Annotated in this window: 16 protein-coding genes; 2 read left to right on the forward strand and 14 right to left on the reverse strand. The window is 67.6% G+C overall.

Features of this window, described 5'->3' with window-relative positions:
• Positions 1-250 precede the first annotated feature (250 nt).
• The 3 genes from R5W23_RS07265 to R5W23_RS07275 form a co-directional block, all read right to left on the reverse strand.
• Positions 251-2,539, reverse strand: coding sequence for an AAA domain-containing protein (locus tag R5W23_RS07265; RefSeq protein ID WP_320685765.1), 2,289 nt, complete (start codon positions 2,537-2,539; stop codon positions 251-253).
• Between the two features lie 63 nt (positions 2,540-2,602).
• The gene (locus tag R5W23_RS07270; protein ID WP_261184192.1) at positions 2,603-2,830 is read right to left on the reverse strand and encodes a hypothetical protein; all 228 of its coding nucleotides are present in this window, start codon (positions 2,828-2,830) and stop codon (positions 2,603-2,605) included.
• Between the two features lie 140 nt (positions 2,831-2,970).
• The gene (locus R5W23_RS07275; protein ID WP_320685766.1) at positions 2,971-4,071 is read right to left on the reverse strand and encodes a Nif3-like dinuclear metal center hexameric protein; all 1,101 of its coding nucleotides are present in this window, start codon (positions 4,069-4,071) and stop codon (positions 2,971-2,973) included.
• 182 nt (positions 4,072-4,253) lie between these two features.
• Between R5W23_RS07275 and R5W23_RS07280 the strand changes: the two genes are divergently transcribed.
• Positions 4,254-5,915 carry an RNA polymerase sigma factor gene (locus R5W23_RS07280; RefSeq protein WP_320685767.1) on the forward strand — a complete coding sequence of 554 codons (1,662 nt, stop codon included), beginning with the start codon at positions 4,254-4,256 and terminating at the stop codon, positions 5,913-5,915.
• A 447-nt stretch (positions 5,916-6,362) separates the two neighbouring features.
• On the opposite strand, the gene R5W23_RS07285 is transcribed toward R5W23_RS07280, so the two are convergent.
• From R5W23_RS07285 to R5W23_RS07310, 6 genes are all read right to left on the reverse strand, one after another.
• Complete coding sequence (locus R5W23_RS07285; RefSeq protein WP_320685768.1) at positions 6,363-8,003, reverse strand: M28 family peptidase; 1,641 nt, start codon at positions 8,001-8,003, stop codon at positions 6,363-6,365.
• 122 nt (positions 8,004-8,125) lie between these two features.
• On the reverse strand, positions 8,126-8,815 hold the full coding sequence (locus tag R5W23_RS07290; protein WP_320685769.1) for an endonuclease III domain-containing protein: 690 nt from the start codon (positions 8,813-8,815) through the stop codon (positions 8,126-8,128).
• Between the two features lie 5 nt (positions 8,816-8,820).
• Positions 8,821-9,492, reverse strand: coding sequence for a hypothetical protein (locus tag R5W23_RS07295; RefSeq protein ID WP_320685770.1), 672 nt, complete (start codon positions 9,490-9,492; stop codon positions 8,821-8,823).
• A 256-nt stretch (positions 9,493-9,748) separates the two neighbouring features.
• Complete coding sequence (locus R5W23_RS07300) at positions 9,749-9,919, reverse strand: hypothetical protein (protein ID WP_320685771.1); 171 nt, start codon at positions 9,917-9,919, stop codon at positions 9,749-9,751.
• Positions 9,920-9,968: 49 nt separating this feature from the next.
• Positions 9,969-10,913, reverse strand: a complete 945-nt coding sequence (locus R5W23_RS07305; protein ID WP_320685772.1) for an anti-sigma factor — start codon at positions 10,911-10,913, stop codon at positions 9,969-9,971.
• Positions 10,910-11,461, reverse strand: coding sequence for an RNA polymerase sigma factor (locus tag R5W23_RS07310; RefSeq protein WP_320685773.1), 552 nt, complete (start codon positions 11,459-11,461; stop codon positions 10,910-10,912). The genes R5W23_RS07305 and R5W23_RS07310 overlap by 4 nt, the downstream gene beginning before the upstream one ends.
• Positions 11,462-12,225: 764 nt before the next feature.
• On the opposite strand from R5W23_RS07310, the gene R5W23_RS07315 reads away from it, so the two are divergent.
• Positions 12,226-12,423, forward strand: coding sequence for a carbon storage regulator (locus R5W23_RS07315; protein WP_261190708.1), 198 nt, complete (start codon positions 12,226-12,228; stop codon positions 12,421-12,423).
• Between the two features lie 416 nt (positions 12,424-12,839).
• On the opposite strand, the gene R5W23_RS07320 is transcribed toward R5W23_RS07315, so the two are convergent.
• The 5 genes from R5W23_RS07320 to R5W23_RS07340 all read right to left on the reverse strand — a co-directional run bounded on the left by R5W23_RS07320 (position 12,840) and on the right by R5W23_RS07340 (position 18,668).
• Positions 12,840-13,892: a hypothetical protein gene (locus R5W23_RS07320; protein ID WP_320685774.1), complete on the reverse strand. Its 1,053-nt coding sequence runs from the start codon at positions 13,890-13,892 to the stop codon at positions 12,840-12,842.
• A complete protein-coding gene (locus R5W23_RS07325) occupies positions 13,870-14,433 on the reverse strand; it encodes a hypothetical protein (RefSeq protein ID WP_320685775.1) in 564 nt (187 codons plus the stop codon). The genes R5W23_RS07320 and R5W23_RS07325 overlap by 23 nt, the downstream gene beginning before the upstream one ends.
• Entirely contained in the window at positions 14,426-14,980 is a 555-nt protein-coding gene (locus R5W23_RS07330; protein ID WP_320685776.1) for an RNA polymerase sigma factor, read from the reverse strand. The genes R5W23_RS07325 and R5W23_RS07330 overlap by 8 nt, the downstream gene beginning before the upstream one ends.
• Before the next feature lie 226 nt (positions 14,981-15,206).
• Entirely contained in the window at positions 15,207-16,709 is a 1,503-nt protein-coding gene (gene trpE, locus R5W23_RS07335) for an anthranilate synthase component I (protein WP_320685777.1), read from the reverse strand.
• 81 nt (positions 16,710-16,790) lie between these two features.
• On the reverse strand, positions 16,791-18,668 hold the full coding sequence (locus R5W23_RS07340) for a sigma-70 family RNA polymerase sigma factor (protein WP_320685778.1): 1,878 nt from the start codon (positions 18,666-18,668) through the stop codon (positions 16,791-16,793).
• Positions 18,669-18,715: the final 47 nt, after the last annotated feature.

The raw sequence follows: 18,715 nt of genomic DNA on the forward strand, positions 1-18,715 counted from the left end.
GTCCTGTCGGAGCCCCATATAGCGGCACTGTAACCCCCGTTACACCCCGTGCTCCCCGAGACCCACCCCTGGCCCCCTCCCTTCATGGAGAGAGGAGAAGACACGCCGGCAGCGGCACGCGAATCGAATACGCGGGGCGCGGCATCCTCTCCCCCTCCCTTCAGGGAGGGGGCCGGGGGTGGGTCAACGCACCGCGCACCGAACACCCTCGCCCCGGTAGTTGCAGATGGCTCGTGCGTCGGAGCCGGCGTCACTCGGTTTCCTCCCAAACGCTGCTCAACGCGCCGATCTGCTCGAAGTACGTGAGCATCCGCTGATAAAACGGGTCGCTCGCCAGGGTCGCGCTGTCGCCGATCACCAGCAGCTTGCGCCGGGCGCGGGTGAACGCCACGTTCGTGCGCCGGGTGTCGGACAGGAACCCGATCTCGCCCTCGTTGTTGGACCGCACCAGCGAAACGACGATCGCCTCTTTCTCGCGCCCCTGGAAGCCGTCCACGCTGTCGATCTCCAGCCCCGAAACGTCGGCGAGTTTCTCGCGCAGCAGCCGCACCTGCGCCCGGTACGGCGTAATCAGTCCGATCTGCGAAGGGGCTACACCCAGCGCGAGCAGCGCACGCACCTTCTTTACCGCCAGCGTGGCCTCTTGCGCGTTGAAGCGGCTCCCGGTGTCTTCTTCCAGTTCCTCGTCGTAACTCGCGCCGGCCGTGTCGATGAACTGCACCGGCGTTTCGGTGAGCGGGTCACGCGCCACACCCGGCAGATGGCAGAGCAGGTGCGCGGCGACGCTCTCGTGCGCGACCAGTTGGCTGTCGTAGAACTCTCCATTGGAGAAACCCATTACACCTGCGTGCATCCGGTGCTGGACCGTGAGCAGCCGCGACGCGCCCGGCCCGAACTGTCGCACCAGCCGCTCCATCAGGCTGACCGAGAGCCCGCGCTCCGCGGCCTCGGGCGAAAGGACGGTCGGCGGGAGCTGGCAGTGGTCCCCGGCGAGTACGACCTTGTTCGCGCGCAACAGCGGCACCCACGCCGCGGGTTCGGTCGATTGACACGCCTCGTCGATCACCACCACGTCGAACCGGCGCTGACCGAGCAACTGGCTGTCGAGCCCGGTGAGCGTGGCGCACACGACCCTCGCCTCGTCGAGCACGCGCTCCGTGGCGCTGGCTTCGAGCCTCCGCACCTCGGTGAGCATTTCGCGGGCTTCTTTCCGGAGCGCGGCCTTTTCGCCGGGTTGCGGCTTTTCGCGGGTCCACTTGTCCGCCTGCCGGAACAGTGCGAACGCCTCGCGGGCCACCTTGCGCGCCTGGCGCGCGTCCGGGTGCTTCTCGGCGAGAATGTCAATGGCCCGGGCGCGAAGCTCCGGCATCACCCGCGCCGGGTGGCCGAGCCGCACCGGGAGTTCGCCCACACCGAGCAACTTCTCCAGGAGGTTATCGACCGCGTGGTTGCTGGGCGCGCACGCCAGAACCTTGTCCCCGCGGGCGACCAGTTCGCGGATGAACTCGACGACGGTCGTGGTTTTCCCGGTGCCGGGCGGCCCGTGGATGATGGCGAAGTCCGGCGCCGCCAGCGCGAACGCGACCGCGTCGCGCTGCGGTTCGTTGAGGGCGGAAGGCGCCCCCACTCCGCCGCCCCCCTCGACTGAAGGGAGGGGGAGCGAAGGCGCTTCCGAAACATCTTGCGAACCGGCCGAACTCCCCCTCCCTTCAGGGAGGGGGCTGGGGGGTGGGTTGTCTTCACTCCCTTCAGGGATGGGGCCGCCTTCCTCCCCCTTCCCTTGAGGGAGGGGGGCCGGGGGGGTAGGTCGTTCCCCCAGCAGCACCTCGCGCAGTTCGGCGAGCCGGTCGCCGGTGGCGCTCGCGGCGCGGCGCAGCGCGTCCTGCTGGCGTAAACGGGACACCTCGTCGGGCGACAGATCGAGCCGCCAGACCGCCTCGTCCGGCAGGTCGTCGTCCGGCGGGTCGATCGCCACGCCGATCGTGGCCGTGTCGCGGTCGTAAATGACGCCGCGGTACGACGGCACCCGGCGGTTCACGTTCGTCTGACTGAGGAGCACCGGCGCCCCGGGGCCGAGGCGGGACGGCGGGAGCGGTTCGTTGAGCGTTTTGCGCCCGAAGGTGAGCAGCAACCGGCCGCCGAGTCCGAACTCTGAGTCACGCAGGATGAGTTTCGTGAGCGTCGAACCGTCGCCGACGGGCGAGCCCTCTTCGGCCTGCGCGCGGCGTCGGGCCTCTTCTTGCTCGGCCTTCGCTTCCAGGTCGAGCAGGTGCGACAGGTTGGAAAGGTGGTTCGCGTCGGTGAAGTCCGCTTTGCCCGCGAACCGCACCCGCACCGGCTTGGCTTGAAGTGTCGCGCCGTCCAGCGCGTTCACGATCGCGGCGGCTTTGCCGTCGGGCACCTCGACCGTGGCCCCCCGGCCCACGAACGCGATCTTCCCGACGTGCTTCGAGTCGATCTTCCCGCCGCCGCAGACGAACGCGAGAACAACCCCGGGCGGGCACCGCGGCGGAACCGGGTCGATGTGGATCAGGGCCATGTGCTGGGTCACGGGCGCGAAGGTTGGTGTTCGCGTCCATGATACCAGCCGCGGGCGGCGGGTTCAGTGCGAGTAGCTGTTCCCGACCGCCATGTACCGCCAGTGCCGGGGCTGGTTCGTGCGGTACCGGTTGGCCGCGTCGTCGCGGGTCCCCTCGTCGTATTCGGCTTCTTCCGAAGCAATCGGCTCGAACCCGTGCGCCGCCACCGGCTGCTCCCCGGACCGCGCGTACCCCCACACGCACAGCCCGCACGCCAGCGCCACCGCGATCAGCATGCGTCGCCCGCTCATTCCGCTCCCCCCAACGCTTCCTGCGTCACTTGGGGGCTCATAGCGTTGGGGCGGGCGTGAGTCAACGGTCTAAATGCTCATACATGAACCCGCAATGGGTATCACGTTTGTTGACGAGCCGCGACCGCCGGGCACGTGCATCAGAACGCCGCGAGCGGGTCGCGCTCGGCCCGGCTGGGCCACACCGTGACGCCCGGAAAATCGCCCCCCAGCTTCGCGGCCAGCTCCTCGACCGCCGGCCGCTCTGTTGCGTAGTGCCCGGGAAGAATCAAGCCGACGTTCGCGCCGCGGGCCGCGAGCGCGTCGTGGAACCGCACCTCGCCGGTGAGAAACACGTCCGCCTTCCGTCTGATGGCATCGGACAGGAACTCGCCTGCGGCGCCGCACGCAAGGGCCACCGTGCGCACGGGGCGCTCCGCATCACCCACCATCTGAACGGCGTTCGCGCGAAGCACCTCCTTCGCGCGCCGGGCCAGTTCGCCCAGGGTGGTCGGGTTCGCCAGTTCGCCGATCCTCCCCTCGCCGCCGCTGGTAGCTGGCTTGAGCGGGTACACGTCGAACGCCGGTTCTTCGTAGCTGTGCGCCTTCCGCATCGCGGCGATCGCGCCCGAGACGAGCGGTTCGGGGACTACGACCTCCAACCGCCACTCGGGCGCCTCTTCGCGCCGGCCCTTTTGACCGACCGCCGGGTTGGTGGCGTCGGTGCCGAAGAACGTGCCGGTGCCGGAGAGCCGGAAGCTGCACTCGCGGTACTGCCCGATCACCCCCGCCCCAGCCCCGAACAGCGCGTCGGACACCTTCGCGAGGTCGGCGTCGGGTACGAACACGACGAGTTTGCACTGCCGCTTCGCCTCGCGCGGCCGCAGCGGGACCGCGTTCGCCACGCCGAGCTTCTGACACAGCCCATCGTTGATCCCGCCGGAACAGTTGTCGAACGCCGTGTGCGGCGAGTAGACTGCGATACCCGCACGCAGGAGCGGCAGGAGCGCCTCGCCGTCCGGGGTGTTTGCGGTCAGCTTCTTCGCGCCGCGGAACAGCACCGGGTGGTGCGAGACGATCAGATGTACACCCTCACGCACGGCCTCGGCGGCGACATCGGGCGTGAGGGTGAGGCACGTGAGAACCCGGCCCACCTCCCCCTTCGGGTCGCCGAGCAGCAGCCCGACGTTGTCCCACTCCGCGGCGGTCGCGCAGGGGGCGAACCGCTCCAGGTACGCGGCGAACTCGGCGACGGTGGGCATGGGTAACCTCGTGTTCACCGCAAACAGCGCGATTGAGGGCGCAGAGAGAAGAATAGGGAGTAACGCCGCTCGTGCTCCTTTCCGCACCCGTCGCGCCCCGCCGTGAATAAATTTTCAATTTCTCCGACGCGCGGGGCGGTTTCACCCCAGTACCAGTTGTGACGCGTTCAGCGGGAACACCGATGCCCACCGAAGCCCGACCACTCACCCGGCAGTTGCTCCGGGTTGTTCTCGGCACGCCGGACGTGCCAGACCGCGACCTACTCGCGCGGTTCGTGAACGCACGCGACGAGGACGCGTTCGCGGAACTCGTGCGGCGGCACGGGGCGATGGTGCTCGCGGTGTGCCGCCGCGTCACCGGGCGCGCCCACGACGCCGAGGACGCGTTCCAGGCGGCCTTCCTCGTTCTGGCGAAGCGCGCAGGACACCTGAGCCGCCCGGAGCTGCTCGCGAACTGGCTGTACGGCGTCGCGTTCCGCACCGCCCTGGACGCCCGCGCCGCCCGGCGCCGTGCCGAGGACCGTGTCGTGCCCACCGCCGCCGAACCGGCCTGCCCGGAGCCGCCCGACGACAACGCCGAGCTGCGCCGGGTGATCGACGAGGAGCTGGCCCGGCTCCCGGACAAGTACCGGGCCGCGGTCGTCCTCTGCGACCTCGAAGGGCTGCCGCGGTCGGCCGCGGCGCGGGCGCTCGGCGTCCCCGAGGGCACGCTGTCGAGCCGGCTGGCCCACGCGCGGAAGCTCCTCGCCCGGCGGCTGACCCGGCGCGGGGTCACGGCGTCGGTCGCCGCGGCGGGCGCGGTCCTGACCCGCGACGCGGCGGCCACGGTCGTCCCCCACAACCTGACGCACACAACGGTTCAGTTGGCCGCGCGGTTCGCGCTGGCGCGGGGCACGGTCCCGCCCGGCGCGCCGCCGGAAGTTTCGTCCCTCACCGAAGGAGCCTTGAAGGCCATGCTCGTGACACGCTTGAAGCAGACGTTCGCCGCCGGGTTGTTCGCCTGCGGGCTGATCGGGGTGGGGGGCGCGCTGGCCCAGCAGCTCGGCGAGCCGAACTTGGGGAGCCCGGGCACGACCCGGCCCAACCCCGAGCAGCCGCTCGTGGCCGAAGACGCCCCGCCCGTTGCGCTGGAGACGAGGAAGCTTCCGGAGGCGAAGAAGATCGTGGCGAAGGGCATCGAAGACGACGACGTGCCCTACGGGACGTTCCCGGCGCAAGCGGTCGTGCGCATTGAGGCCGGAAAGCTGGTCACCCGGCAGCGCACCCAGTTCTATGAACCGGTGACGCAAATGGTCGGCGAGCATACCGTTGTGAGCTACCAAATGAAGTCCTCCGTCCGTGCGACGACCTACGACCCGGCGGACGTCGCGGTGTTCGACATCAAGGGGAACCGGCTCTCCCCGAAGGCGTGGAAGGAGATGCTGAAGACCGACGTCGTCGCGCTCGTCTCCTCGAACGGCTCCCTACCGAACCCGCGCGAGCTGACGATGTTCAAGCCGGACACGCTGGTGATCGTGCTGCCGAACGGCTACACGCAACACTCGGCCGGCGGGGCAACGACCTACGTCCCGACCTACGGCAGTCAGATGATCCCCCCCCCGGCACTGGCGGCCCCCAGCTCCCCCTTCCGGAACACGGTTCCGGCCGCGCCGGCGCAAAACACCCGCCCGGCCCCGCCGGCGGCCCCGCGTGCCACGACGCCTCCCAAGGCACAACCCGCGAATCCGACCGCACCGTCCACGGGCAGCGACCCGCTGGTCGCTCCGCCGGTCACAAGTGCCGACCCCCTGGTTTCTCCGCCGGTCACCCGAGGACAGGACGTGCCGCCCTCGGGCTCGCGGTAAGAGTGGTAGTTCCGGAAGTCCTCCCGACTCCTCGCCCACGCAGGGCGGGGTAACGCACCCGGGCTCTCGTCCGAGTTGCGAAGTAGCTCGAACGAGTCACATCTCCCATAATCGTCTTCTCTTCAACGTTTTACGCCAATTCCCGATCGTACCCGCTCGGGTGGCTGAAGAACCGCAAGCGTGTGCGAGTTCGCGTAGCGACCCACCCCCCAGCCCCCTCCCTGCAGGGAGGGGGAGTTCCGCGACTGCGCTAAGCGAACAGAATGCGCGAAGCGGTTCCGGAGTGCTTTGCTCCCCCTCCCTGCAGGGAGGGGGCTGGGGGGGTGGGTCGCTACGCGAACTCGCACACGCTGACGTTCAAGGAATCGCGTTCAACCGGCCGCTCTCTCCAGGGGCGAAAGCCCCTGGTCCGAAAGCCCTGGCCTCCGACAAACCAAATGGCCGCGGTCACTTCCGCGGCAGCAGTTCCGGCAGGTTCGCCACCCGCAGCGCCGTCACCGCCATCACCTGCGCCCCCTGAATCAGGTTCGGCTCCTTCGCCTTATCGAAGGTGTCGCTCTGGGTGTGGTGGGTGAGCCGGTACTCGTCCATGTCCTGGTTGCAGGCGAACCCGGGCACGCCGGCCTGGTGGAACGGCCAGTGGTCGGTGCCGCCGCCGATCCCGCCGGCGGTCAGCCCCTTCCAGCCGTCCAGCCCCTTGAGCGCGGCCAGCTCCTTCTCCAGCATGTCCTTCATGTAGGTGCGGCCCTGGAGCCCGAACCCGGTTACCTTACCGGTGCCGGTGTCGTGGACGATCGCCAGCGAGTGCTTGGGCAGGTCGTCCTTGTACTTCTCGACGTACTTTCGCGAGCCGTACAGCCCCTGCTCCTCGCCGCTGAACAGGCAGAACCGGATGGTGCGCTTCGGCGGGCTCCCGGCCCGCGCCAGCTTCGCGACGACCCGGGCCGTTTCCAGCACCACGCTGCTCCCGGTGCCGTTGTCCGTGGTGCCGCTGCCCAGGTCCCACGAGTCCAGGTGCGCGCCGACCACCACGATCTCGTCCGGCTTTTCGCTCCCGCGCACCTCGCCGACCGTGTTGTACACGACCACCGGGCCGGGGATGAACTTGTTCTCGATCTCCACTTCAACGCGGGTGGTCGCCTTCTCGCGGGACGCGAGCCGCCACAGCAGGTCGTAGTGCTCGTGGGCCGTGTACACGCGGGCGATGCCGCCCTCGGCGGCGGCCCGGTCGCCGCGGCCCCAGCCCCCGTTCGTGACGAGCAGCCCGTGCGGCTTGCCGGAGTCGGACACGAGGCACGCGGCGCCCTCGGCCTTGAGGAACTCGTTCAGCTCGTTCTGGAACTGCTGGAACCCGCCGCCGAACCCGCCGCCGTCCTTCTTCGGCTGCTCTTTCGGCTGCTCCTTCTTCTCGTCCTTGGCCGGCGGTTGGAGCTTGAACGAGATGCCGAAGTCGCCCGCGCCGTCCTTCTTGGGGTCGGCCTTCTTGGGCTCCTCTTTCGGCGGGGCGTCCTTCTTCGGCTCGTCCTTCTTTTCGGGGCGGCTGCCGAGGTAGTTGAGGTCGGTGATCGGGGCCACGCGGGTCGGGGGCTGGCGCAGGATCACGGCGTTCTTCAACTTGCCCTTGTACGCCTCAAGGTCCTTCTTGGTGCGGACGTTGAGGATCACCACGTCGCCGGTCACCTTGCCCTTGGTGCCGGGCGACCAGGCGGCGGACGCGACCAGCAGGCTGCGGCCGGTGTCGGGCTCGACGATCTTCATCTCGGCCTTGCCGCGCTGCCACCCGTAGGGGATCTCCCACGGCTCGAGGCGAACGTTCTCCAGGCCGTACTCCTTCATCTTTTCGGCGGTCCACTTGTTCGCCTTTTCGAGGCTCGGGGACCCGGTGAGGCGCCCGCCGATCTCGTCGGACAGGTACCGCAGGTTCTTCATGATCTCGCTGCGGGCCTTCACCTCTTCGATGACCAGCCGGTCCAGGTCGTCCGAGCTGGCGCGCACCTTGGGCGCGGTGTCGGCCGGCGTCGCCGGGGTGGGGGGCATTAAAAGGGCGCACAGCACGCCGAGCGCGGCGGGCTTCAGAACGCGGGGCATGAGACGGACTCCGAGCGGGACGGTGCGAGAGCGAGTGTGATGAGAGAGTGAACGTATTGTGTGAGAGCCCGCGCGCGGAAACAATTAGGAAGTGCTTAAAAACCGGGGAGAGCTTTCCCGACTCATGCGTGCCGCGTGACGCCCACCTGCTGGCACATGGACAGCAGCGGGCACGTCGAGCATTTGGGCCGATCGCCGGTGCAGACGTGCTTCCCGAACGGCACCAGTAGCGCGTTGATCTCGACCCGCAGTTGGCGCGGCAGCTTCTCGTGGAGTTGCTCCATCGTCTTCTCGGGCGTTTTCGCGCTCACGTACCCCCACCGGTTCGTCACGCGGTGAACGTGAACGTCTACGCCGATCACCAGTTCCCCGCACGCGATCCCGACCGCGAGGTTCGCGCACTTCGGCCCCACGCCCTTGAACGCCATGAGCGCGTCCGCGTCGCACGGAAGCACCCCGCCGTACTTGTCCACGGCTTCGCGTGCGATGTTCAGGATCGTTGGCGCCTTGGCTTCGTGATACGTACAGGGGTTAATCAACCGGTCGAGTTGGGGAACCGTCAGCGCCGCGATGTCCGCCGGCGTAGGCGCGGCCTCGAACAGCTTCCGTGCGACCGGGAGCGTCACTTCGTCGCGCGTGCGGATGCTCACGATGCACGCAACCAGGATCTCGAAGACGGAATCGTGCCCCGCCGCCGCAAGTTCAAAGAGAGCCGCCTTCGGGTACGGTGCGACCGCTTCTCGAAGAAGCGGTACCGCTTCCTCAATGTCGAAGGGTGTCTTCTTCGCTTCGGCACGCTTCGGGGCAGCCATCGGAGCTACTCCTTCCCCAGCAGCAAATCGACCACCCAGCACCCACGCACATGCTGTGCCTCGTTGCGGCAGTGGGTCAGGATGTCGGCGTTGTCACACCCGGCGTCTTGGAGGGCATCGGCCAGGATCGGCATCCGGTCGAAGGCGTGGTCTGTGTAAATGCCGGTGGCGAGAGCAACGACGTTGGAGGTGAGCCAAGCAGGATCGGCGGCCACGGGGCAGAAGGGATTGCCGAAGACGCAGCGAATGTACCCTGAATGCCCCCTCTCTCCTACCATTCCGACACTAACCGCAGACGAGCATCGTATTGCCGCGGGCAATGCACTTCGATCCGGGTCGTCCACCCCAAAAGCTCCCGAATCGTCGGCAAGTTCGTCGAAATAGCTGGCAAAGGTGACGCACTGACAGACGAGCCGCTGCTCAGGTGGCATCTCGGGATACAAGTGAGCTTCGGCTTTTTGGGCGACGGTAATCAAGGCCGTCGGGTCCAAAAGTTGGTCAGCAACAGCCTCGATTTGTTTGAGACCGTCTACGAGTTCCCAGTGCGCAAAATCTGGCAAAATCTGCCTGCAATATGCCACAGCTAGCAGCCGCAATTTACGACTGCTCACCTTGCCTTGGAGAAAGGCGAGCATCGGCGTGGGACTAGTGCATGTCAACCATTCTTGCTCGGTCACGGCGTTGGCTCCGGTCGGTCCTTGTCAGCATGACCGAGAGCCAGAACTAAGACAAGCAGGCGAGAGAGGGTAGCACCAACACGGGATGGGAGAGCCAAGACGATTTTGACAGGATCGACAGGATCAACAGGATTTCAACTCACTCGGTCTTCATCCGGTCAATCCTGTCGATCCTGTCAAAATCTGCATTCATCTACACGAAGCCCGTGTGGGCCGGCAAGAAATCGCGACCGCTCGTCCATTCCGCCACCGTTTCTTACGCAAGGTGCCGCTCCGCGCCGGTCTGGCGCCGCTTCGGTCGGCCGACCCGTGCGACCGCGTAAACCAGAGCCCCGACGATTGCGACCTCCAACAGCCCCGGTCGCAGCACCGTGCCGATGACGATTCCAGCAATCAAGGCAAGCACCGTTGCGTTAAATCCGACCATACCGACCTCTCAGTAATGGGTCCTACTGTAAGGTATACGTTCATCGATCTTATTTCTTCTCCTCCACGGCGGATTTGTACCCGGCCGGCGGCTTCGTATCGAACAGCCCGTCCGTCTTCACGTCCCACTCGAACTTCTCGAGCCGAACCCCCGCGACGCCCTTTGCTGTCGGGTCATGCAGGGCCTGGAGCGCGAATTCGAGCCGCACCGGCCGTTTTGTCTCCGGGTGGACCCAGATCCGGTACCGCCAGGGCGCGTCCTTCGCCTCGGCGTTCGGAATTTCCAGCTCGAACCGCGCGGCTTTCACCCCGTCGATTTCGTCCGTACCGGCCGCCTTCTTGTCCCCACCCGAGTACGTCGCCAGCCCGTCGATGAGCTTGAGTATCGTGGCTTCCTCCGCATCGGGGTCGTCAATCGATGTGACCGTCTTGTTACTGTGATCGACGATAAATCCTTCTTTTCCGTGTGGGGCGATGGCGACGGACTGCGGCTTGCCGTCGGCGAAGATCTCGCTGCGCACCGATCCGGGTGCGGCCCACGTCAGCCTGAAGGTCATCTTATTTGCAACCTCGAACGGCTTACCCTTATGGAGTGGGACCCAATCGCACGAGAAGGACTTCGCCTCCTTGAACGGCTTGAGGCCATCGGCCAAAGCGACGGCCGGAGCTCCGCCCCAGCCGAGAACGACGACGACAATCACCGCGGCCGAAATGGCCCCGGACGTGATCCAGGTGCGTCGATCCATGAGAACCCTCCATAGTAACGTGTTACGTGTCGGCGGCGGTTCCACCGCCAGGGCCGCGAGCAGTCGCGCACGCCCGGCCTCGTGGCCGCGATCGGCCACGGCCTGAGCCGCTTCCATGCCGTGCATGACGCCATTGATGTCGGAGAACCGGGCCGCGCACGCCGGGCACCCGGCCACGTGCTGCTGAACCGCGGAGGCATCGCCGGTCAGGGCGAGTTCGACGAGGGCGTCGTCGGTTGGGCACTTCATTGCGGCACCTCCCCGGCCGGTCGATCGGCCCCCATCCACCGGGCGAGTGTTCCGACGGCGCGCGTGATGAGCGAGTACGTGCCCGACCGGGACCGGCCCAGAAGGCGGGCCGTTTCGTTCCCGTCGCGGCCGTGCAGAAAGAAGAACTGGACCGCCCGCCGCTCCTCCTCGGGCAACCGGGCCACCAGCGCGAGCATGTAGGCCGCCTCGTCCGCGCCGTCGATGTCGTGCTCGGCCGCCCGCCCGTCGGTGAGGTCATCCGGGAGCGGTTCCCGCGTGCGGTTCCGCCGCCGGGTCTCCTGAACCACGCGGCGGGCGATCCCGACCAGCCACGGGGCGAACCGCTCGGCATCCCGGAGCGTCCCGATGGACCGGTACGCCCGGAGGAACACGTCGTGAGTGATGTCCTCGGCGAGGCCCGGGCCGGCGTCACCCGCGACCGTCCGGACCAGCCGCGCGTACCGGTCGTACAACCGGGCGAAGGCGTCGCAATCGCCCGCTGCGGTTCGACGCACCAGTTCGCCGTCGGTCGGGGTGGCGTCATTCATCTCACCTCACTGGTGCGTCGAGCCAGCAGATCGTCCAAACTTTTTCACCGTCCGACGTGCGGCAAGCCACTGGTGCCCCTGCTGAAGATCGCGCCGATCCCTCTCGCAAAAGCCTGTGCGAGTCTGGCACAGGCGCGGTCGGCGTGGGCGGTGACAGTGTGTCAGAGGTGGGCGAATAGGCGCACCCGATCGATGCGCGCCGGGCCGCTGCATCTGACGGGCTCTTATGAAACGGTGACGGAATGGGCGGCGGGTCGTGGCGTCGTTTCGGCCATGCGGGCCTCGTGCATAAAGACCGTTTTTGACAGGATCTACAGGATGAACAGGATTTCAAATCGGTCTGTCTTCATCCTGTCTATCCTGTAGATCCTGTCAAAAACGGTCTTCGCCCAGTAATCGCGTTTTAGTGCCACGCTGCCCTCGCCCCGACTGGCAGCGCACCCGAGCGGGCTTCATTCCGCCATACATTCTTAACGATGGTCGTTTCGACAGCGCGCGGAGGGGCCGCCGGCCGTGAGGTCGCCGGAACCGGGCACAAGGTACCCAACTTATCAACCCGTGGGAAGCCGAATGCCGCGTCGGGCAACTGACATCGGAACTTGAGGGGAAAAAAGGGAGAGTCCCGCAGGGAAGAGATCGTGTTCTACAGTGAACCGCGAGCAACCCGGACTTGTCGGTTTTGTGTTCGCGGAACTTTAGCGATTTTGGTCCGCAGGTTGCTTCTGTTCACAACAACTTGCCACTCCCTCAAGGACGAGGCCACCATGCTCGTGCTCACCCGTAAGACCGGTCAAGAAATCATCATCGACGGCAACATCCGCATCACGGTGACGGCCTGCGGCGACGGCCGCGTGAAGCTCGGGATCGCCGCTCCCTCCAACATCAAAATCGATCGGGCCGAGGTCGCGGCCCGCATCGCCGCCGAAGAAGTCGAGTCCCTCGTGGAACTCGCCTGCGGTTGACACACGTTCCGGACTCGCTTACTGTTCCACCCACTCGGACGCGTACCAGGACGGTACACCGCGCGGGCATGGATTGTCCTTATTCGGGTAGACACCCCACCGCCGGGCCATTGGCCTGTCGGTGGGGTTGTCGTTTTGAGCGGGTAACTTCTTCAGTCGAACGGCTTCTTTGCTTCAGGCGGTCATCGAAGCTACTCCTTTCCCAGCAGCAAATCGAAACGGGTGCGACTGGCGGTAGTGGAAATGATGGGCGCGGCGAGGATCTCGAACACCGAACACGGAGGGTGTGTTGGCTGTCCCTGGGACCGCGGACGTGCCGTCCGCTGGTAGGCGTGTGAAGCGTGCAACCCGGTGTTCCGCCAGGCGACCGAATCGCGGGAGCAGCGGACGGCACGTCCGCGGGCACCGGTGTTCGCTCACTTCGGTTTCGGTTCGGGAGCCGGATCGGACTTCGGTTTCGGTTCCGGCTTGGGCGCGCCCTGCTTCCAGAACTCGGTGAGCGTCGGGGCGTCCGGAGGAGCGGACTTCTTGTCGGCGAGCAGCAACCCGTACTCGCGCACGTAGAACGTGCCGCCGGATACGTCCTGGTACAGTTGCAGCCAGGCCCCGACAGGGAGCGTCTCACCTTCCGAGACGACTTGGGGAGCAATCATGATCGGGATGCCTTTCCGAGCGGGGTCATACAGTATTTCCCCGCGATCGTTGACCTTCGGACGCGGGTGAAGCAATTCGCCCCGAACCGGGACATCAAAGCCCACCTCTTTCTTGAGCAACTCCAGCGCTTGATCGATGCGTATTGTCTCGCCCTTCGCACCGAGCTTGATCGGCTTGTCAAGAACGGCGCGGAGCCGGTCCGGGATCGGCCCTTTGATCGTTGCCGGCGGGCTCCCGCCACTTCCATACCAGCGGTACGCACCCGCATTCGGCGCCGGTCCCTGCTGCGTCGACGGGAGGGAATGCGATTCGAAATATTGATCAAGTACCGTTAGGTATGCGCGAAACAATTTCACTTCCCCATTGTTATCCGACCCGGTAAGCAACTTCCACTCCGCCTCTGCCGCCGCGAGCGCTGCCTTCGCCGTTTCAAACTTGCTCCGCGCGACAAGCAACTCCGACTGGTGCCCGGCTCCACCGTTGACCCCCTTAGTCACGTTTTCCAAATGCTGTTCGGCCACCCGCATCTCGGCCGTCCCTTGCTCCACTCGCGATTTGAGTGCCAGCACCCTGAGCGTGATTGTCTGCCGCGCCTTCGCCAGTTCGGCCTCGGCGAGGTTAATCTTGGCCTGGGCCATCTTCACGTCGGGGTCGGTGGCCAGCGCCCTCCCGATGGCCGCGTCCGTCGCATCGGGCGGGTTCGGGACCGGCTTGTCGGCCTTCTTCGGCGCATCGGCCTTTGGCGGTTGCCCGCTGGCCGTGGTGACCGCCAGCGCCAGTGCGAAGGCGGCGCTAATCGTTACGAGCCGTCGCATAGATCTTCTCCTTGAAAGTCGCGTTCTTGATCGAAACGAGCAGCCAGGAATCCCCGGACTCCGGCGCCAGTGCCGCGTCTCCGGCGCGCGACAGGAACAATCGGTAGCAGCGGGCCGCGTTGGCGTAGTCCTGTTGTGCGGTCAGGTAGGCATCGCCGGCGCGTCGGTACAAGGCGGCGGCGGCCGAACCGTCGGCCTGTTCGGCGTCGAGTTCGAGCCTCCCCGCCGACAGCACCGGTTGCGCCGGCGCAGGCGACTCGGGCTCGGCCCCGCCGCCCCCCACCGGAACGACGACGGGCACCGGCACGGCGACCGTTTCGACCTCGCGGACGGTCACCACCCGTTCGCGCACGGGCGCCCGCCACTCGCCCACCCCGACGCCGAGCGCGAAAACGGCCGCCACGCCCGCCAGTTTCGCCCCGCGCCGGAGCCACTTCACCCGGACGAGGTGGTTACTGGTGCGCCGGCGGAGCGCGTCGCGCAGCCCTGGCGTTTCGCCCCCGTCCGGCGGCCCGAGGAGTTCATCAAGTGGGTCAGTCATGGGACTTCTCATACACCTCGCGGAACGCCGCGCGGGCGCGGGCCAGCAGCGATTCCACCGCCTTGACCGATTCGTTCCGGTGCGCGGCGATGTCCGCGACCGCCTGCTGATCGAGGTACTTGGCCCGGAGCACGGCCTCGTACCGTTCGGGCAGTTCGGCGAGCGCGAGGGCGACGCGCTCGGCCCGTTCGACCGCCCCGCACTCGTCCGGCGCGGCCCTGTCATCGGCCGGTTGGAGGGCACGAACGCGGGCCGTGCGGCGGTAGCGCGAGCGGACCGCGCTGCGTGCGGCGTTGGAGGCGATCCCGCACAGCCAGTCGAAGAAACTCCCCCGCGCGGGGTCGAAGTCGCGGACCCGGCGCACGGCGGTGAGCCACGTTTCCTGGATCACGTCGTCGGCAAGATCGGGCAGACCGCCGCACCGCCACCGCGCGTAGCGCGCGAGTGGGGCGTAGTGCGCGTCGAACCACCCGCGCCACGCGTCCGACCTGCCGGCCAGCACCGCGTCGCGAATCGCCCGCTCGTGCCCAGCGTCGGCCGCGCTCATCGAGGGGATATTGTCCGCGCGAGACGAGAATCCTTCGCGGGAATTCGGAAATGCTTCTCTGCGGGCCGCCGGCGCCCCGCCCGGCGACGAGAACCACGCCGCTCCACCGCCTTCCCCGCCGCAACCGGCGCGGGGAACGGCGTTCGGCCAATCAACCGTAACCGGGAGGGAACACGCGCGGCGCCGATCCCTGCCCGTTCGGTACGCGATTAATCCGGAACGCGAATCACAACTGCGTTTCGGCCACTTCGATCGCGCGCAGCAGGCTCGCGGCCTTGTCCACGGTTTCCTGATATTCCGTCGCCGGGACGCTGTCCGCGACCAGACCGGCGCCGGCCTGGACGTAGGCGGTTTGGCCCAGCAGCACCATCGTGCGCAGGGCGATGCACGTGTCCATGTTGCCGCCGAAGTCCACGTACCCGACCGCGCCGCCGTAAGGGCCGCGGCGGTGCGGCTCGAGTTCGTCGATGATCTCCATCGCCCGCACCTTCGGCGCCCCCGACAGCGTGCCCGCCGGCAGGCTCGCGCGCATCGCGTCGAACGCGGTCAGCTCCGGCCTCAGCTTGCCGGTCACGGTGCTGGACAGGTGCATGACGTGGCTGTACCGCTCGACGGTCAGCAGGTCGCTGATCTTCACGCTGCCCAGCTCGGCGACGCGGCCCACGTCGTTGCGGGCGAGGTCCACGAGCATGATGTGCTCGGCCCGCTCCTTGGGGTCGGCGAGGAGTTCGGTCGCCAGTTGCGCGTCCTCCTCCGGGGTGGCGCCGCGGCGCCGGGTGCCGGCGAGCGGGCGGTTCGTGATGACCCCGTTCTCCACCCGGCACATGATTTCGGGCGAGGCGCCCACGAGCGTGACCGCCCCGGCGCGGAGGTAGAACATGAACGGGCTGGGGTTCACCACCCGCAGCGCGCGGTAGATGTCGAACGGCCGGGCCGTCGTTTCGGTGCGGAACCGCTGGCTGAGCACGATCTGGAACGCGTCGCCAGCGTTGATGTACTCGCGGGCCTTCTCCACCGCCGCCTCAAACCCCGCGCGGGTGAAGTTGGAGGCCAGGGGCGGGCGCGCGCCCGCCGCGGCGCGGGGCGCCTTCGGGTCGATGTCGGTGAGTTGCAGGTCCGCGACGCCACGCTGAAGTCGTTCCACCAACTCGTCGACCTGCCGGCACGCGGCGGTGTAGGTGGCGCGGAGGTCGTCGTTCGCGCGGGTGCGGGCGTGTGCGACCGCCAGGATCGTTTTCGCGGCGTGGTCGAACACCACCATGCGGTCGTAAAAGCCGAAGCTGAGGTCGGGGAGCCCGCGGTCGTCGGCGGGGGCGTTCGGCAGGCGCTCGACGTAGCGGACGGTGTCGTACCCGGCGTACCCGACCGCGCCGCCGCAGAACCGCGGCAGCCCCGGGAGGTGCGGCGCGCGAAACTCGCCGATCATCTCTTCCAGCACGCGGAGCGGGTCGGCGGATTCGCCCTCGACCGCCTTCGCCCCCTCGCGGGTGACGGTGCGGGTGCCGAACGCCTCGAACGTGCGGAACGGCCCGGCCCCCAGGAAGCTGTACCGCCCCACCCGCTCCCCGCCGACGACGCTCTCGAACAGGAACGACCAGTCCCCCTCCTGGAGCTTGCAGAACGCCGACACGGGCGTGAGCGTGTCCGCGGTGAGGCGCCGGTACACGGGGACAACGGTGTGCTCGCGCGCGAGCGCCGCGAACTCGTCGAACGTCGGACGAAAGTGCATGATCGAACCCGGGATGCGACGGAAACTGATGCTATTGTCGCGACCCGGGTTCGGAATGGCGAGCGTACCTTCGCCCTGCGGTCACTTGGGCTTTGCCGACTCGATCCCTTCCAGGCGCGTGATCAGCGTGCGGAGTTCGTCGAGCGTCTTTTCGTCCCCGCGGACCAGGATCGTGTTCGTGCGCGGGTCGGCCGCCAGATCAGTATTGGGGAAGAGCGGCTTCAGCGTGAGGACCATTTCATCGGCCTTACTGACCTTGAGGGGGAATACGTTGATGTGCTTGCTCGCCGGAGTTCCGGCCGGGCCGCCTGGTCCCCATCCCCCGCCCGGGCTTCCCCCGCTTGAGCCCCATCCACCCATGCCGGAACTGCCAAAACCGCCACCGCTCGGGCGGGGGGCGCTGCCTCCGGAGCCCGGGGTGCCGGTTCGACTATTCCCTCCAGGGCTGTTCCCGCCCGAACTGCCTGCGGCGGCACGAGCCGCTTCATTCCGGGCCTGGTAATCGAAGTACTGCGCCTTCGTCATGGTGCCCGATTCCGGCAGCGGGATGCCACCGTTTCGCTCGGCCGAGCTTTTGAGAAATTCGCGCGTCTGCGGCGGAATCGCGCCAAGGTCTACTGTGTCGCCGGTGCTGTTCGTGAGCCGCTGGAGTCTCTGCCACCCGCGTTCCGCGTCTTGCCCGCTACGTCCGCTGCCCATGCCGGCTGCGCTCCCCTCTCCGCTACTCACACCGCCCAATGCGCCTTCTATGAATCCCGAGTTACCGGGTTTCACCTTCTTGAACACGAGCGTCAGCTCTCCTTGCCCGAACCGCTCGGCCCCGCAGAACTCCCAGCCCGCCTTGCCGTTTTGAACGATGGCCGCCTCGAACGCCTTGCGGTCGCTCTTGATCTCTACGAGTTTGTGCTCCACGTTCGGTACGGGAGTCGTGGCGGGACCGCTGAACCCACCCATACCGGAAGCACCGATGCCGGGTCCGGCCCCCGGCACGGGCCGCCCGATGCCGGGGAACGCGGCACCAGGAGGCGCGCCCGGCGCTGCACTGCCAGCACCGCCCGGTTGCCCTCGCCCCGGCTCTTGCGCCTCCAGCGACCGGGTGAGATCCTTGACCTCCCGCACCACATCGGGCGACTGTGCGTCGGCGTGCGACAGCAGCGCCGCCCCGCCGGTTAACCCGATCGCCGCGACCAGTACGGTCGCAGTCGCCATCACCTTCGCACGCATCGTGAACCCCTCGGTAAGCCCGCGGGCAAGCCCCGTGACAGCGGCCGAAGCCGCGCCGGGCGCTCGCGGGAACGTTTTCACCGCGTCGAACAACTTCGTGGGCACCGCGCCGGCAGTTCCGCCCGCCAACCCGATCCCGATCGCCGCCGCGGGCGCGATCCCGCGCGCCGCGAGCCGGTCCAGTAACCGCTGCCGGGCCTTGCACAACCGCCCCGACAGCGACCCGAGCGGCCACCCCAGACGCGCCGCCGCGTCCGGTTGCGGCACACCTTCCAGATCGCACAGCACGAACACGACCCGTTCGGCCTCGGGGAGGTGCTGCACCTCCTCGTGTGCCGCGCGCAGGAGTGCGTTCCAGGTGCCATCGGATACGGGCCGGGACGCTTCGGGGCGCGCGACTTTCTGCTCGCGCGCCTTTCGCCGGGCGATCGAGCGCTTGACTCGCGTGGCGGCCCGCACGGCGACCCCGTGCAGCCACGCCGGCAGCGCCTGCCCGTCGCGGACGGTGCGCGCGGACCGGACCAGCGCGAGGAACACGGCCTGGAACGCGTCTTCGGCGTCGGCGTGGTCGGGCAGCAGGTGCCGGCACACGGCCCACACCAGCGGCCCGTGCCGGCGCACCAGTTCCTCGAACGCGGGGTGGTCGCCGTCGCGCGCGAAGCGCGACAGCAGGTCCGCGTCCGGTGTGAGGGACTCGGCCTTGCGGGCGACGGCTTGGAGCAGCGTTCGACTCATCACAGATAGGTTCCCGCGCCCGGCCGGTTCCTACCAGTAACGGAAAG

Source organism: Gemmata algarum, from assembly GCF_034097035.1.
Taxonomy (GTDB): domain Bacteria; phylum Planctomycetota; class Planctomycetia; order Gemmatales; family Gemmataceae; genus Gemmata; species Gemmata algarum.

Bases quoted from the DNA above. Each gene is read 5' to 3' on its own strand.
- R5W23_RS07275 (WP_320685766.1), bottom strand. From the start codon at position 4,071: ATGCCCACCGTCGCCGAGTTCGCCGCGTACCTGGAGCGGTTCGCCCCC.
- R5W23_RS07305 (WP_320685772.1), bottom strand. From the start codon at position 10,913: ATGAAGTGCCCAACCGACGACGCCCTCGTCGAACTCGCCCTGACCGGC.
- R5W23_RS07265 (WP_320685765.1), bottom strand. From the start codon at position 2,539: ATGGCCCTGATCCACATCGACCCGGTTCCGCCGCGGTGCCCGCCCGGG.
- trpE (WP_320685777.1), bottom strand. From the start codon at position 16,709: ATGCACTTTCGTCCGACGTTCGACGAGTTCGCGGCGCTCGCGCGCGAG.
- R5W23_RS07285 (WP_320685768.1), bottom strand. From the start codon at position 8,003: ATGCCCCGCGTTCTGAAGCCCGCCGCGCTCGGCGTGCTGTGCGCCCTT.
- R5W23_RS07310 (WP_320685773.1), bottom strand. From the start codon at position 11,461: ATGAATGACGCCACCCCGACCGACGGCGAACTGGTGCGTCGAACCGCA.
- R5W23_RS07290 (WP_320685769.1), bottom strand. From the start codon at position 8,815: ATGGCTGCCCCGAAGCGTGCCGAAGCGAAGAAGACACCCTTCGACATT.
- R5W23_RS07340 (WP_320685778.1), bottom strand. From the start codon at position 18,668: ATGAGTCGAACGCTGCTCCAAGCCGTCGCCCGCAAGGCCGAGTCCCTC.
- R5W23_RS07325 (WP_320685775.1), bottom strand. From the start codon at position 14,433: ATGACTGACCCACTTGATGAACTCCTCGGGCCGCCGGACGGGGGCGAA.
- R5W23_RS07270 (WP_261184192.1), bottom strand. From the start codon at position 2,830: ATGAGCGGGCGACGCATGCTGATCGCGGTGGCGCTGGCGTGCGGGCTG.
- R5W23_RS07315 (WP_261190708.1), top strand. From the start codon at position 12,226: ATGCTCGTGCTCACCCGTAAGACCGGTCAAGAAATCATCATCGACGGC.
- R5W23_RS07330 (WP_320685776.1), bottom strand. From the start codon at position 14,980: ATGAGCGCGGCCGACGCTGGGCACGAGCGGGCGATTCGCGACGCGGTG.
- R5W23_RS07320 (WP_320685774.1), bottom strand. From the start codon at position 13,892: ATGCGACGGCTCGTAACGATTAGCGCCGCCTTCGCACTGGCGCTGGCG.
- R5W23_RS07300 (WP_320685771.1), bottom strand. From the start codon at position 9,919: ATGGTCGGATTTAACGCAACGGTGCTTGCCTTGATTGCTGGAATCGTC.
- R5W23_RS07280 (WP_320685767.1), top strand. From the start codon at position 4,254: ATGCCCACCGAAGCCCGACCACTCACCCGGCAGTTGCTCCGGGTTGTT.